Source organism: Pseudomonas sp. C2B4, from assembly GCF_013359695.1.
Taxonomy (GTDB): Bacteria; Pseudomonadota; Gammaproteobacteria; order Pseudomonadales; family Pseudomonadaceae; genus Aquipseudomonas.
This window is the reverse complement of sequence record NZ_JABFMU010000094.1, coordinates 1-13,917: the sequence shown is the minus strand read 5'-3', so window position 1 is coordinate 13,917 and position 13,917 is coordinate 1. Positions and strand designations below refer to the sequence as shown.

The following is a 13,917-nucleotide window of genomic DNA, read 5'->3' as shown; positions in this document are numbered from 1 at the left end:
ATCGTGTGGCTGAAGGGGGCGCTGATCGCCTGCTGGAAAAACGCGCTGTAGCGGCTGATGGTTCTGACCGCTTGCAAGGCAACACCGTAGCGGCTGATGGTTCTGACCGCTTGCAAGGCAACACTGTTGCCGCCGATGGTTCTGACCGCCTGCAAGGCAACACCGTTGCTGCCGATGGTTCGGATCGTCTGCAAGGCAACACCGTAGCGGCCGATGGCTCCGACCGCCTGCAAGGCAACAGCGTCGCCTAAAAAATCGCTCCACCGCTCCACACCAAAAGCCCGGCCTGATCAGCCGGGCTTTTTCGTGCCCATGAAAACTCCATGAAGGCCTAATTTGGGGAATGCCCCCCAAAACAGGCTGATTTTCCCCAATACCAGTCACTGTCCCTGCAAGCGGGCGAGATCGCCCGAACGAGCAGATGGCGGCGTATCGACCGCCACGCCGCAGAACGACAGCTTGGCCCTTGCAAAATGCAAGAACCGCTCGGGGTTTGGCACAGAGAATGCTGGGGACTCATCAGGATTTATTGAGTGGTTCAAGCTGCTGAATCTGGATAAGCAGCCTGCACAGGACGCTCCCCATGCAAACCATTTCAACACTGCTCAGACGTCTACAACGGGGGGCGAGCGCGTCGATTGCGCCGACCAGGCAAACCCACCTGCTGCGCGGATTTTCGATCGTCAGCTTTATCCTGATCAGCGCGATTGCTCTGGGCCTGGGGGCCGTGTCGACCCGTTACCTGGTCATCGAAAGCCTGGAGCGCGACGCGCTACTGTCCGCGCAGTTCATCCAGACCATCGCCAAGGGCGAGATCCGTCACCACGGGTTGACCGGCATGCGCATGGGCGATGTGCTGGCCGCCACCCAATATGGAATGTTGTCGGAAGAAATGACGCTGAACAGGCACCGTGCCCGTTCCGAGTTCCTCGACCACCTTTCACACCTCCCGGACTCGCTCCTGATCAGCATCTACTCCCCGCTTCGGACGGTGATGTGGTCAACCAATGCGCAGATGATCGGGAAAAAATTCCTCAATGACGAAGTGCTTGAAGCGGCCTTCAGTTCCAGGGATCGGGTGTCCACCCGCTACAGCAATGCCGATGAACGCCGGCCCGAGCAGCAGTTTTTGCACCCTCCCAAAATGTTTTTCATCGAGAGCTACATTCCCCTGGTGGATGACCTGGGCAATACCCTGGCGGTGGTGGAAATCTACAAGGAACCGGTCGATCTGATCGAACGCCTCAATCGTGGCCATTGGATCATCTGGCTGTCGACGGCAGTGGGCGGTCTGCTGCTTTACCTGGGGCTGTACTGGATTGTTCGACGGGCCTCGAATCAACTGGCCTCGCAGGAGGCGCAACTCGTCGCCAACAAGACGTATGTGGGACTGGTCGAGATGTCCACGGCGGTCGCCCACAGCCTGCGCAATCCCCTTGCCTGCATCCGTTCGAGTGCGGAACTGGCCAATTCGATGGAGGGTCAACCTGCGAAGAAAAACATCGACGATATTGTCAGTCAGGTAGACCGGATGGCGCAGTGGGTACACGAATTGCTGCTGTGCCTGCGACCGATCCGGGGAGAGGCGGAACTGGTGGAACCGATGCCGGTGGTACAGGCCACCCTGGCCAGTTTCAGTGCTCAATTGATCCAGTCAGGCATTCAGGTCGAGGTCGAGAACGTACCTGTCCCCCGGATCATCAGTAATCCGCTGCTGCTGTCCCAGATCCTCAATAGCGTCATTGCCAACGCCATCGAAGCGATGCCCGAAGGGGGGAAACTGACCCTCCAGGCCAGTGTGGATGAGGCCCAGCAATGGCTGCACCTGACCATTGCCGACACCGGGGAAGGCAGCGCTCGACAGCAGGAAATGATGGCGTTCAAATCCTTCTACACCACCCGGCAAGGCAGACTCGGCATCGGCTTGATCATGGTGAAGCAGATCATGGAAAGTTTCGGCGGAGAGGCCGGCCTGACCTACCACGAACAAAAGGGAACGTCCGTGCACTTGAGTTTCCGGGTCGTGGAACGAAGAGCCAAAGCATTGAGTTAATCGCGCCTTCGCGCGGCCCCCGCTTTGGCATGCCGCGCGAAGGCGATCTTGATGGCAACCAGCAGGGGCGCGGCGACGGCGAACAGCAGCGTCACGGCGAAGAACGCAGAGTCGAAGGCAATCACCGTGGCTTGCCCTGACACGGCACGCCCCAGCAGGCTCGCCGCGCCTCGGCCGGCGGCCAGCGCCTCCATGCCTTTGGCGGACAGCATCGCCGTTGTGGCCGTCAGCCGTTCGATCACCGCGGTCGCCCCTGGCGTCACGTATGTGCCGAGCACGGCGACGTTGGCGACTACGTTATGTTCGATCAACGTCTGAAGCCCCGCGACGCCCATCAGACCACCCAACTGGCGGCCCGTATTGAACAGGCCGATGCCGCCCGCGAGGTTGCGTCGGTTGAGATCGCTGAATGCAATCAGGGTGATCGACAGGAACAGGAAGCCCAGGCCCAGGCCGCGCAACAGGATGGCGGTCATCATGTCGGCGGCGCCGCTCTCGCTGGTGGAACCCGAGAGCATCCACATCGCCCCCATGATCATCAGGATGCCAAAGGGTACGGTGGCGAACGGTGCCACGCGGCGCACCTGAAACAGGAAGGCGGCGATGAGCAGCGCACCGACAAAAAAACCGCCACTGGGCAACAGCAGCAGACCGGCTTCAGTGGGCGTGAACGCGAGGACCGACAACGCGAACGCCGGGATCAGGAACGCACTGCCGAACAACGCGGCGCCGGCCACAAAACTGACGATCAAGGCGAAGGAAAAATCGCTCGACTGAAACAGGCTGAAATCGAGCAGCCCATTGCCCTTGGCCAACACTTGCTGACCCAAAAAGGCCAGCAGCGCGGCGAGGCCGATCACGCTCAGCCAGAGGATGCGCGGTTCCTCGAACCAGTCCCAGCGTTCGCCCTGGCTGAACACGTAGGTCAGGCAGAACAGACTGGTGGACATCAGTGAAAAACCGATCCAGTCAAACCGGCGTTGCCGGACGCTGGCAGGCAGCGCGATGTCCGCCATTAATAATAGTCCGCCCGCCGCCAGGGCCACCGGTACGACGCTGAAAAAGATCCAGGTCCAGTCCTGGCTGTCGATCAACCAGCCTTGCAGGGCCGGGGCCAGCGTCGCGGGTGCCACCACCGACCCCATGGCAAACAGCGCTTGAAGGATCGGCTGGCGGGATGGCGCAAAGGCGAAAAAAATCAGCGCCTGGCCACCGACCAGCAGGGTGCCGCCGGCGAAGCCCTGAAGGATGCGCAGCGCGATCAGCAGGTCAAGCCGAGCGGTGATGGCGGCCATGGCGCATGCCAGCCCCATGACCAGGACAGCGCCGATCATCACGCGTCGCGCATCGAAACGGCCCAGCAACCAGGCGGCGGTCATGAAGCCGATCAGCTTGAACGCGGTGTAGCCGACGTCCAGCCAGGCGAACTCGTCGGGCGTGGCATAGGTGTCGCCGAGGATGTCGCTGCGTCCGAGGGCCAGAACGGTGCTGGCAATCGCCTCCGTCAGCGCGGCCAGCATGATGCCCGCCAGTAGCAGGACGCCAGCCGTGACACTGGCGTTGCTGCGCAGGGCGACGGCAGCCGTGCTCATGACCCTTCCCCTTGTGCGATTTTCTGTTGAGCGACCTCTTCTCGCGCCACGTCAACACGCGCCGACAAACCGGGCACGATGCGCCCCGGTAATGGATTGCTGGCCAGACGAATCTTCACCGGCACCCGTTGCACCACGCGCACAAAGTTGCCCGTGGCGTTGTCGGCGGGCAGCAGGCTGAACGCCGAGCCGCTGCCCGGGGCGAAGCTGTCGACCACACCCTCGAGCACCGTGTCGGGGTAGCCGTCGACGGTGATGCTCACGCGCTGACCGGGGTGGATGTGCTCAAGCTGGGTTTCCTTGAAATTGGCCACGACCCACACGTCATGGACCGGCACGATGTCGAGCAAAGCCGCGCCCGGTGTCACGTACCGGCCGATGCGCACCTGGCGATTACCGATGACGCCATCGACCGGCGCGCGAACCACGGTGCTGTCGAGATCGATCTGGGCGAGGTCGCGGGCGGCTTGCGCCTGGGTCACGGCGGCGACGGCGGCTTCACGCTGGGCCACCAGCACGGCGATGCGTTGCTGTTGTGCGTCAATGGTTGCCGACGCGGCGGACACCGATGATTCGGCCCGGGTGCGTGCCTCGGCGCTTTCATCGACCAGGGCCTGGCTGACCGCGTTGCTGACGATCAGTTTTTGGCTGCGGTCATGGGTCTTGGTGGCCAGGCTCATCCTGGCCACCGCTGAACGTTTCTGCGCTTCGGCCTCGCGAATCACGGCGTGCTGCAACCGGGTCTGCGCATCGACATCGGCCAGGCGGGCCCTGGCCGCGCTGACAGTGGCCTCGGCCTGCGCCAGCCTGGCGCGGTAGTCGCGATCATCGATGCGGAACAGCACATCACCGGCACGGACACTCTGGTTGTCCTCGATGTCTGCCGCCGTGACGTAGCCAGCCACCTTGGCGGCGAGCGAGGTGACGTCGCCGCGCACATAAGCGTTGTCGGTCGAGGTCGCGCCATGGGTCAGCGACAGGGCCCATCCGGCGGCCACAACCACCACGGCGCCGACGCACAGCATTATCCCGATCAGCTTTTTCTTGCTTCGCCGCACCACGACGACAGGGATTTCGGCGCTGGCGCCGGTGGCAATGGCGGCCTTGTCCTGGGGCGAGTTCATGGTGTCTTTTCCTGTTCTTTGCCTAGGGCCCGCAACGGCCTCGGGGCAGCAGTCGCCTGCTGCCGGCCTGTTGCGACGTGGGGAGTTTCAGCGGCCCGCCTGGGCCACTGACTGACCGAGCCAGTCTTCGAAATGGATCGCCCCCAAGCGCGGGTGCTTGCCGGGGGTCAGCGATTGATCGTCGAGCACGGCACCGAAGTAGCGCGCATTCACGTCGGGCACGACCTTGCGGTTGTCCTGGGTTACCCGCAGAAAGCGCTTGGCCAACTCGTCGATCGGCATGGCATCGGGACCGGCGACTTCGACCGTGCCATTGACCGGGGCCTCGAGGGTGACGTCGGTCAGCACCGCCGCCACGTCGTCGGACGCGATTGGCTGGATGAGCGCTGGCGAGGCACAAATCTGCTCTCCGACGGTGAACGACTGGACAATGCCGCCGACAAATTCAAAGAACTGGGTGGCCCGCAGAATGGTGTAAGGGATGGGCGACGCCTTGATCAGGTTTTCCTGGGCGACCTTGGCGCGGAAATAACCGCTCTCGGGCAGCCGCTCGGTACCGACAATCGACAACGCCACGTGATGGCGAACGCCGGCGGCGGCTTCGGCGGCCAGCAGGTTGCGGGTGGAAGTTTCGAAGAAATCCAGCACGGCCTGATCTTCCCAGACCGGTGCGTTGGCCACGTCGACGACGATATCGGCGCCATCCATCGCCTGGGCCAGGCCCTCGCGGGTGATGCTGTTGACGCCCGTGTTGGGCGAGGCGGCGAGCGCTTCATGGCCGCGTTCACGCAGGTTTTTGACCAGTTTCGATCCGATGAGGCCGGTGCCTCCGATGACGACGATCTTCATGGGCTCTCTCCGCTTGTCGAAGGCAACATTGCCGTCGAGGTAGATGCAGAGTGCCTGCGCAGGCCTGGCAAGTCCTTGTGCCGGCCTTGAGTTTGCCTTGGAAGACGCTTGGTTTTTCGTCCAAGGCTGCCGGTGGGCGATAGCGCCGGCCTGCCGTATCATCGACCCATCGCCAGCCCGGACACGGAGTCGAGGGGCATCCGACCGGGGGATACTCACCTTGCCATTCGTGTTTGAAGACTACGTACTCGATCAGGAGCGCCGGGAGCTGACCTTGCGCGGCCAGGTCGTGACCATCGGGCCGCAGGTCTTCGATCTATTGCTGCTGCTCGTCAGCCACCACGAGCGTGTCCTCAGCAAGGACGACCTGCTCAAGGCCGTGTGGGCCGGGCGTATCGTCTCGGAATCGACCATCACCAGTCACATCAATGCCGTGCGCAAGGCCATCGGCGATACCGGCGAGGAGCAGCGCCTGGTACGCACGGTGGCCCGCAAGGGTTACCGCTTCGTCGGTCAGCTCAAAGTCGACGAGACTGACGCGATGCGACCGCCTGACGGGCCGGACATGGCCGACCCCGCACCGGCAGATCCGCCCTCCACGCTCAGCCTGCCGGACAAACCCTCCATCACCGTCCTGCCCTTCCACAACCTGAGCGGCGATCCGGAGCAGGAATACTTCGCCGACGGCATGGTGGAGGACATCATCGCCGCCCTGTCGCGCATCCGCTGGCTGTTCGTCATTGCGCGCAATTCGAGCTTCACCTACAAGGGCCGCCCGGTGGACATCAAGGGCGTCGGCCAGGAACTGGGTGTGCGCTATGTGCTGGAAGGCAGCGTGCGCAAGGCTGGGAACAAGGTGCGCATCACCGGGCAACTCATCGATGCGAAGAGCGGCACGCACATCTGGGCGGAACGCTTCGAAGGCCTGCTCGATGACATCTTCGAGCTGCAGGACCAGATCGCCGAAAGCGTGGTCGGCGCCATCGCCCCGCAACTTGAACGGGCGGAAATCGAGCGCGCCAAGCGTAAACCGACGGAGAGCCTGGACGCCTACGATTACTACCTGCGCGGCATGGCCAAACTGCACAGCGGCACCCGCGAAGCCATCGAGCAGGCACTGCCGTTGTTTTACAAGGCCATCGAACTCGATCCGGAATTTGCATCGGCCTATGGCATGGCCGCCTGGTGTCACTTCTGGCGCAAGCTCAATGGCTGGATGGACGACAGGCCCCGGGAAATCGCCGAGGGCATACGACTGGCGCGGCTGGCGGTGGAGCTGGGTCGCGATGATGCGGTGGCGCTGACCCGCGGCGGCCATGCGCTCAGCCACCTGGCCGGCGATGTCGACGGCGGAATTGCCTTGCTTGACCGGGCACGCCTGCTCAACCCCAACCTCGCCCCCGCGTGGTACCTGGGCGGCATCCTGCGGGCGCTGCGCGGTGAAACCGAGTCCGCCATCGAGAACCTGACCCATGCCGTGCGCTTGAGTCCGCTGGACCCGGAAATGTTCAGGATGCAGGTGGGAATGGCGCTCTCGCACTTCTTCGCCGGGCGCTTCGACTGCGCGGCGGACTGGGCGGAAAAGGCCTTGCGAAATCTGCCCACCCTGCTGCCTGCGGTGGCGCTGCTGGCGGCCAGTCATGCCCTCAGCGGGCGCATGGACAAAGCCACCCAAGCCATGCAGCGCCTGCACGAACTGGACCCGCTGTTGCGACTCTCCGGCCTGAAGGCGTGGCTGCCGATTCAGCGGGCGGAGGATTACGCGCGGTTTACCGAAGGGCTGCGGCTGGCGGGGTTGCCTGAGTGACTTGCCCCTTTGGCAATCACCATCAAGCCCCCAAAAAAAGGTTTTTCTGTCTCGATCTCGGGGTGCGCGGTTCGGATCACGTCATGCATAACGATCAACGATCCGAACCGAGACATCCTGATCAGTACACCTTCAGGAATTGGCGACCCGTGGGCTTGTCGCTTACCTCAGCGACTTGAACCCCGCCCGGACTTCCTGTGAGAAAAGCACCGGCTGTTCCCACGCCGCGAAGTGCCCACCCTTGGCAAGCCTGTTGTAGTGCACCAGTTTGGGATAAGCCTGCTGCGACCAGCTTTTCGGCGCCGCATACAGCTCATCGGGAAACACGCTGACCGCCACCGGAATGTTGACGCCCTTGACGGCGAAGAAGGTCGACTTGTTCTCCCAATACAGCCGAGCCGAGGAAATCGCCGTGTTGGTCAGCCAGAACAGCGTGATGTTGTCCAGCACGTCATCGGGTGTAAGGCCTTCCGGTTGGCCGTCGATGGAACGCGCAATCATCTCGTAGCTTTTCGGATCGTGATCGAGCATGAAGGCCGCCAAGCCCACTGGCGAGTCCGTGATGCCGGTCAGCGACTGGGGCCGGTCGCCCATCATGATGGCGTAGCCGATGTGCTTGTAGGTGTTGGCCAGTTGATCCGCCGCCAGTTGCTCTTCCCCGGAAAGACCCGCAGGTACCGGTTCGCCGCGAAACAAGGCCGCATCGATGTCAGGCGGGATGACGCCGGGCATGTTCGAGTGAATACCGATCAAGCCGGGTGGCGCCTTGACCGCCATCAGATCGACGACGATCGAACCCCAATCCCCCCCTTGAGCTCCGTAGCGGGTGTATCCAAGGCGTTTCATCAGTTCGATATAGGCATCGGCGATTCGGACGGGATTCCAGCCAGCCTCGGTCGGTTTCTGCGAAAAGCCATAGCCCGGCATCGATGGAATCACCAGGCTGAACGCATCGGCAGCATTGCCACCATACGACTCAGGATCTGTGAGTGGCCCGATGACTTTCATCAGCTCGATCACCGAACCGGGCCAGCCGTGCGCCATCAGCAGCGGTAGCGCGTTTTCGTGTTTCGAGCGGACATGAATGAAATGGATATCCAGGCCATCAATCTGGGTCACGTAGTTTGGAACGGCGTTTATTTTCGACTCGATCACTCGCCAGTCGTATTGTGTGGCCCAGTGTTTGGCCAGTTTCTGGATCGTCGCCAGTTGTACCCCTTGCGAGGAGTCATTGACGATTTCCTTGTCCGGCCACCGCGTGGCTTCAATACGTCTGCGCAACTCTGAGAGGTCTGAATCCGGGGCCCTGAAATGAAAGGGCCGTATTGCCGTGGCAGCATTCGCCGGTTTGTTTGAAGCATGGGTCATAGCGTCAGTCCTGGTTGAGAAACCGAATACCCCTAACGGTGCAGCAGCACAGGCCACTGCAGCAGCGCCGCAAAAACGGCGTCGGGTCAGGGAAAGGGTTTTGCTGTTTTTTGGCATGCAGATTCCCAAGGCGCAAAGTCACCCGGAGCCGACTTTCAATGGAAAAGTCACTCGAATAACGTGCAGCGGGTTAAATCATTTCATTGGGAAATAACGACGAATCGTCATTCTGATGGCTTGCGTTTTTATTAGTGTCAGATTGCGAAAAGATCACGTAACTATCTGACGGGATTGAGTTTATAGGCACACTCAAGGCGCCGAACAGAACGAAAAAACCGATCTTCTTCGCCTTTTCCGCCCACCCCGATCCCCCACCTTTCATCACCAGGACGCAACATTGGCTTTGACAGTGTTGGGTCTTTGGTGGATTATACATCGCATGCGATCTAATCGATATCGATAGACATCCTCACAACCCGGACCACTCAGCTATGAACACCGCCAGCCACGCCAACACCTTTATCTCTCGCGACCACGCTTTCCTTGGCCATAACGGCAACAACTGGATCACCGCGCACGTTGCCCGAGGCGGTGCTTCATGAAGCTGATCCAGCTTCGAGCCTTCTGCTCGGTTGTCGACAGGGGCAGCTTTCGTTCGGCGGCACGAGAACTGGACGCGGCCCAAAGCACGTTGACAGAGTCGATTCGAAGCCTGGAAAGAGAACTGGGAGTGGCCTTGCTGGTGCGCTCCAATCAAGGCATCAGCCTGACCCAGGCCGGCAAGGTTTTCCTGCCCCGGGCACGCTCGATCATTCTGGATTGCGATCGCGCGGTTCAAGACGTTCGCCAATGCAACGGGATGCCCGAAGGCCAGATCGCATTGGGAGTCACAGCAGAACCCTTGGCGGCGTGCCTGATGCCGGTCTTCAGCAGTTTTACCCGCCGGTTTCCCAAGGTGCAGTTGCACCTCGCCAGTGGTCAGACCCAGCGGCTGATCGAGATGATTCGCGCGGGCCGCCTCGACTTCGTGATGGGCCCCCTGAATCCCGACACCCGCGATATCGACCTGCACACTGAGCGTCTTTACAGCTCGAAGGCCAGCATCATCGCGCGCAAGGGCCATCCCCTGGCAGAGGCTCGCTCAGTGCGCGACCTGGTCGATTGCCAGTGGATTTGCGTGCGCCCGGCCGGGGTTGCAGGCAGCGCGGAGCAGCATCTGATCGAGCTGTTCAGAACCCAGGGCTTACCGCCGCCAAAGATCACGATCACCACCGAATCGCTCCTGGAAATCCTGCAGATCATTTGCGAGACGGATTACCTGACCGTAGAGCCGAGCCTGCTGCCCGGCATGAAGCTGTTTTCCTCGTCGCTGATTGGCCTTTCGATACAAGAGCCGTTGGCGTCGTGTGAGGTGTACTTGATCAGCCGTCGAGTGGCCCCCCTCACCCAGGTCACGCAAGAACTGACCAGCATGCTGATCTCTTATTCGCGCTTGCGTCATCGGGCCAAGGGGTAAGCCCGCTGACACCTTGCAGGCGTGGTGATCTGCACTACATTCATCTTCAGTGGTCGTCTACTGCGAGGACACGCAAGGTGAAACTCTCACATGGAATACTCTTCATACTCCTGACCTATGCCTTACAAGGCTGCGCGCCTTATGAGCAGTACCGCACTGAATACAGTTTGTGCAGGTCCCCACAGAAGGATTGCACCAAGTCAGCGCTGCAATGGCACGACCCTGAAACTTCCGCGGAGTCAGGTTACTTTCTCGGCTTTGTCGAGTTTGATGATCAGGGCGATTTGAAGGATCGCCGTCAAATGCATGCGGTGGTTGATCACTTGTATACCGAAGCGGCCAAAAAAGACTTGCTGATGGTCGTCTTCATACATGGCTGGCACCATACGGCCCGCCCCAATGACGGCAATATCGAAACCTTTCAAAAAGTGCTTTCAAAAATCGCAACGGCAGAAACCATCGAGGCCGGTAAAGCCGGACGTCCAGCTCGAGAGGTGATGGGCATCTATGGCGGATGGCGGGGAGACTCGCTGGCACTTGGGCCGTTAAATGTCATCACATTCTGGGACCGTAAAAATACCGCCTCAGAAGTAGGACATGGCGACGTCACTGAATTATTGAGCCGTATAGAGCTGGTTAAACGAACCAAGGACAGCATCGCGAGACGCGACGCAGCCACCCAACAGCTCACCAGGATTGCCAACGATGCAAAAAACAAAAAACAATCCGCCAACAGTGTTAACGACGAGCCTTTAACACCTGCCTCCGTATGCGCCGAGCCCACGAAAGAAAGCACGACCGAGATCAGCAGTAACACCAAGCTGGTTGTCGTGGGTCATAGCTTTGGAGGGCTGGTGGTCCAATCGGCCATCGGACAGATTCTCGAAGACCGTGCCATTCGAACAAAAGGGGGCAATGAAGGTTGTATGGCGGATGTAGAAGGCTTTGGCAATCTGGTGGTAATGATCAACCCCGCCTTCGAGGCCCAACAATACTCCACGCTCCGTAACGTCTCGAGTGAGCGCAAGTCGTATCCTCCGCAGCAATTGCCGGCGCTGCTCATCCTGACGTCCAAGGGAGACGATGCAACAGGTATCGCGTTCCCCCTGGGGCGACGCTTTTCAACCGTATTCGAAAAAGATGGCTGGAAGGGGGAGAACATCAGCGCCGTCGGTCATTACCCGCCCTACTTGACCCATGAGTTGTATAAGAACCCATCCTCGAAAACCGACCCCAACTTATTATCCAGCTGGGCAAAAGACGCCCCCTCCAACAAGAAACTGGCGATAGCCGGACTGATCCTGGAACGCACAAAAGACGGCAGCCGCAACCCCTACTTGAATGTCAGCGTCACGCAAGACCTTATCGAGGACCATAACGATATTGGCAGGCCGGAGATCATTGAGTTCATAAAACAGATGATCCTGTTATCGACAACCCCGGACAAAGATAGAAACTCCATAAATTTCTATACAACGACACCGGTGTCAGTGCCAGCGCCGGCAGACCCTGTCCAACCGAAACCCTGACCCGGTTCAGTCGACAGCCTGCCCCGCGCTACTGACAGCAGCTGTTCCCGACCCGGCAGAAACACGACGCCTTGATCTCCACATCCGCCCGCGCCATGGCCAGGTTCAGGCGGATTTGCGCAGCAGCCGCTTCAGCCTCTCGGCCCAGTCGCTTCAGGCATTCGACATAGCCATGCAAACTCCACACGTTGTCCAGGTGCCAGGACGCGCGGCTGAGGGTGTTGTCCAGGCCGAGGTCGGCGCGGTAGGCCTGCAGCGCTTCTTCTACCCTGCCCTGCTCCAGCAGCAGCGCCCCCAGTGCGTGGCGCACCGGTTGCATCCAGCCCCAGGGTTCGTCGTACGGCAGGTTGTCGTCCAGTTCCTGGGCCTGACGCAAGTGATGGAACGCGCAATCGTGGTTGCCTTTGCGGTACTCGATTTCGCCGTTGAGCATCGCGCCGGCCACGGCGAGGATGTCGACGCATTGATTGTTGAACAGGTAGCGGGAGTCCGGCACGCGGGCCCAGGCCTCGAGGAACAGGTGCTGTTCGGCTTCGGCCGCAGCGACTTGCCCGGTGGCGGAGAAGGCCACGCCTTTGGCGTAGTGCAGCATCGCGGTGGTGACGCAGTACAGCGCCTGGTCGGCGGGCAACGGTGTGGCAAGGATGTCTTGCCATTTGCCGAAGCGGATCTGCACGTGAACCTTCATGGACACGAAGCCTTCCAGCCAATCGGCCATGGGCGGTTGCTCTACGCGCAACAGTTCTTCCTTGATGGTCGAAGCCAGTTGCTCGGCGGCTTCCAGCGCCGGTTGGTATTGGCCGAGGAACATCGCCGAGTAAAGTTTGAAGTGGTAGTTGTGGCTGCGGTACAGGGTGTAGAAGTTGATCGGACCTTCCTGTTCCAGGTATTTGCGGTCGACCTCGATCGCCCGGTGATTGGTGATCATGGCCCCCCGGTAATCGCCGCAGAGCACATCGATGTGCGACGGCATGTGGCGCAGGTGCCCGGCATCCGGCACCAGGTCGCGCAGCACATCGCCAGCGCGCAATGCCCGTTCCGGGTACGGCGACATTTCCATGGTGTGGACATACATGTGCAGCACGCCGGGGTGTGGCGTGTCGCCGTGGTGCTCCATGCGTTGCAGGGCTTTTTCCAGTACGGCGACGGCTTCGAGGGTATCGGCGCCGGCTGCTGGCCGGGCGGTTTTCAGGTCCCACAATTGCCAGGGCGTGCGGTCGATCAGCGCTTCGGCAAACAGCGCCACCACGTCGGGGTCATCGGGAAAGGATTTGTAGACATCGCGCATGGACGCCGCGTAGGCATCGTTCCAGCTGAAGAGCTGTTCGACGCTGTCTGCCCGATCGGCCTGGTAGCGTTGCTCCAGCGCGCGGATCAGGGCTTGCTCCACCGGTGATGCGCGGTCCAGGTGCGTCAGCGCGGTTTGCGTTGCCCGGCGGGCCTCGGCCACGGCCTCTTTCAACTCCTGCTCGATGAAGGCGTCCCAGCGTTTGTTGTAGTTGGGGCCCGAGGCGTAGGCGATGCCCCAGTGCGCCATGGCGCAATCGGGGTCGTGTTCGAGGGCCTTGTGGAAGCAGCGGATGGATTCGTCATGGTTGTAGCCGTAGCACCACACCAGACCACGGTCGAACCAGCGCCGGGCCAGCGGCGAGTTGGTCGTCACCGGGCGGCTGTAGGTGCCCAGATCGTAATAGTCGCGCATCGGTTTATCCTCTCGACCAGAGTGTGGAGTTGCGGAGATTCAGCATACCCCTGCGCTCCTGGCCGGGCGGCAGAGCCGACGACAGGCTACTTCACATCATCACACTGACCAGCGGCAGGTCGCTGGCCCTATCAATGCCGTCGATGTTTGCAATCACCTCAATCAAGTTCTCTTAAAAATCCTGCGGCGTAACATCAGCTCCATACCAACCGACAACACCCTGGAGCACACGATCATGAAACGCCAAACCCTTCTCAGCATCGCTTTCTCGGTTTTCGCAGTGAACGCTTTTGCAGCGACTTCTGCTCAACCTGTAGTCGCCGAAGGCGGCTCGGATCGTCTGATCGAAAGCCGTGTGGCTGAAGGGGGTTCGGATC

Annotated in this window: 9 protein-coding genes and 1 pseudogene; 5 read left to right on the top strand and 5 right to left on the bottom strand. The window is 60.8% G+C overall.

The window, feature by feature from the left end:
• Both HNQ83_RS29935 and HNQ83_RS29930 read left to right on the top strand, forming a co-directional pair.
• Window positions 1-251, top strand: a pseudogene (locus HNQ83_RS29935) (hypothetical protein); the annotation flags it as partial.
• A 332-nt stretch (window positions 252-583) separates the two neighbouring features.
• Complete coding sequence (locus HNQ83_RS29930; RefSeq protein ID WP_175392445.1) at window positions 584-2,053, top strand: HAMP domain-containing sensor histidine kinase; 1,470 nt, start codon at window positions 584-586, stop codon at window positions 2,051-2,053.
• Here HNQ83_RS29930 and HNQ83_RS29925 read toward each other — a convergent pair.
• The 3 genes from HNQ83_RS29925 to HNQ83_RS29915 form a co-directional block, all read right to left on the bottom strand.
• Window positions 2,050-3,645 (bottom strand): DHA2 family efflux MFS transporter permease subunit, encoded by a 1,596-nt coding sequence (locus HNQ83_RS29925; RefSeq protein ID WP_175392444.1) that lies wholly within the window; start codon window positions 3,643-3,645, stop codon window positions 2,050-2,052. The two genes, HNQ83_RS29930 and HNQ83_RS29925, sit on opposite strands and share 4 nt — an antisense overlap.
• Window positions 3,642-4,769 (bottom strand): HlyD family secretion protein, encoded by a 1,128-nt coding sequence (locus HNQ83_RS29920; protein ID WP_175392443.1) that lies wholly within the window; start codon window positions 4,767-4,769, stop codon window positions 3,642-3,644. The genes HNQ83_RS29925 and HNQ83_RS29920 overlap by 4 nt, the downstream gene beginning before the upstream one ends.
• Window positions 4,770-4,856: 87 nt before the next feature.
• Window positions 4,857-5,618, bottom strand: a complete 762-nt coding sequence (locus HNQ83_RS29915) for an SDR family oxidoreductase (RefSeq protein WP_175392442.1) — start codon at window positions 5,616-5,618, stop codon at window positions 4,857-4,859.
• A 220-nt stretch (window positions 5,619-5,838) separates the two neighbouring features.
• Between HNQ83_RS29915 and HNQ83_RS29910 the strand changes: the two genes are divergently transcribed.
• Window positions 5,839-7,425 carry a winged helix-turn-helix domain-containing protein gene (locus HNQ83_RS29910; protein ID WP_175392441.1) on the top strand — a complete coding sequence of 529 codons (1,587 nt, stop codon included), beginning with the start codon at window positions 5,839-5,841 and terminating at the stop codon, window positions 7,423-7,425.
• A 162-nt stretch (window positions 7,426-7,587) separates the two neighbouring features.
• Here the strand turns inward: HNQ83_RS29910 and HNQ83_RS29905 are convergent, their stop codons facing one another.
• Entirely contained in the window at window positions 7,588-8,793 is a 1,206-nt protein-coding gene (locus tag HNQ83_RS29905) for an epoxide hydrolase family protein (RefSeq protein WP_218585564.1), read from the bottom strand.
• 598 nt (window positions 8,794-9,391) lie between these two features.
• Between HNQ83_RS29905 and HNQ83_RS29900 the strand changes: the two genes are divergently transcribed.
• Window positions 9,392-10,309 (top strand): LysR substrate-binding domain-containing protein, encoded by a 918-nt coding sequence (locus tag HNQ83_RS29900; protein WP_175392439.1) that lies wholly within the window; start codon window positions 9,392-9,394, stop codon window positions 10,307-10,309.
• Between the two features lie 77 nt (window positions 10,310-10,386).
• On the top strand, window positions 10,387-11,838 hold the full coding sequence (locus tag HNQ83_RS29895) for an esterase (RefSeq protein ID WP_175392438.1): 1,452 nt from the start codon (window positions 10,387-10,389) through the stop codon (window positions 11,836-11,838).
• Window positions 11,839-11,866: 28 nt separating this feature from the next.
• Here the strand turns inward: HNQ83_RS29895 and HNQ83_RS29890 are convergent, their stop codons facing one another.
• Entirely contained in the window at window positions 11,867-13,540 is a 1,674-nt protein-coding gene (locus HNQ83_RS29890) for a hypothetical protein (protein ID WP_175392437.1), read from the bottom strand.
• Between the last annotated feature and the right edge of the window lie 377 nt (window positions 13,541-13,917).

Coding starts and splice junctions, on each gene's coding strand:
- HNQ83_RS29905 (WP_218585564.1), bottom strand. CDS start 8,793: ATGACCCATGCTTCAAACAAACCGGCGAATGCTGCCACGGCAATACGG.
- HNQ83_RS29925 (WP_175392444.1), bottom strand. CDS start 3,645: ATGAGCACGGCTGCCGTCGCCCTGCGCAGCAACGCCAGTGTCACGGCT.
- HNQ83_RS29920 (WP_175392443.1), bottom strand. CDS start 4,769: ATGAACTCGCCCCAGGACAAGGCCGCCATTGCCACCGGCGCCAGCGCC.
- HNQ83_RS29900 (WP_175392439.1), top strand. CDS start 9,392: ATGAAGCTGATCCAGCTTCGAGCCTTCTGCTCGGTTGTCGACAGGGGC.
- HNQ83_RS29890 (WP_175392437.1), bottom strand. CDS start 13,540: ATGCGCGACTATTACGATCTGGGCACCTACAGCCGCCCGGTGACGACC.
- HNQ83_RS29915 (WP_175392442.1), bottom strand. CDS start 5,618: ATGAAGATCGTCGTCATCGGAGGCACCGGCCTCATCGGATCGAAACTG.
- HNQ83_RS29930 (WP_175392445.1), top strand. CDS start 584: ATGCAAACCATTTCAACACTGCTCAGACGTCTACAACGGGGGGCGAGC.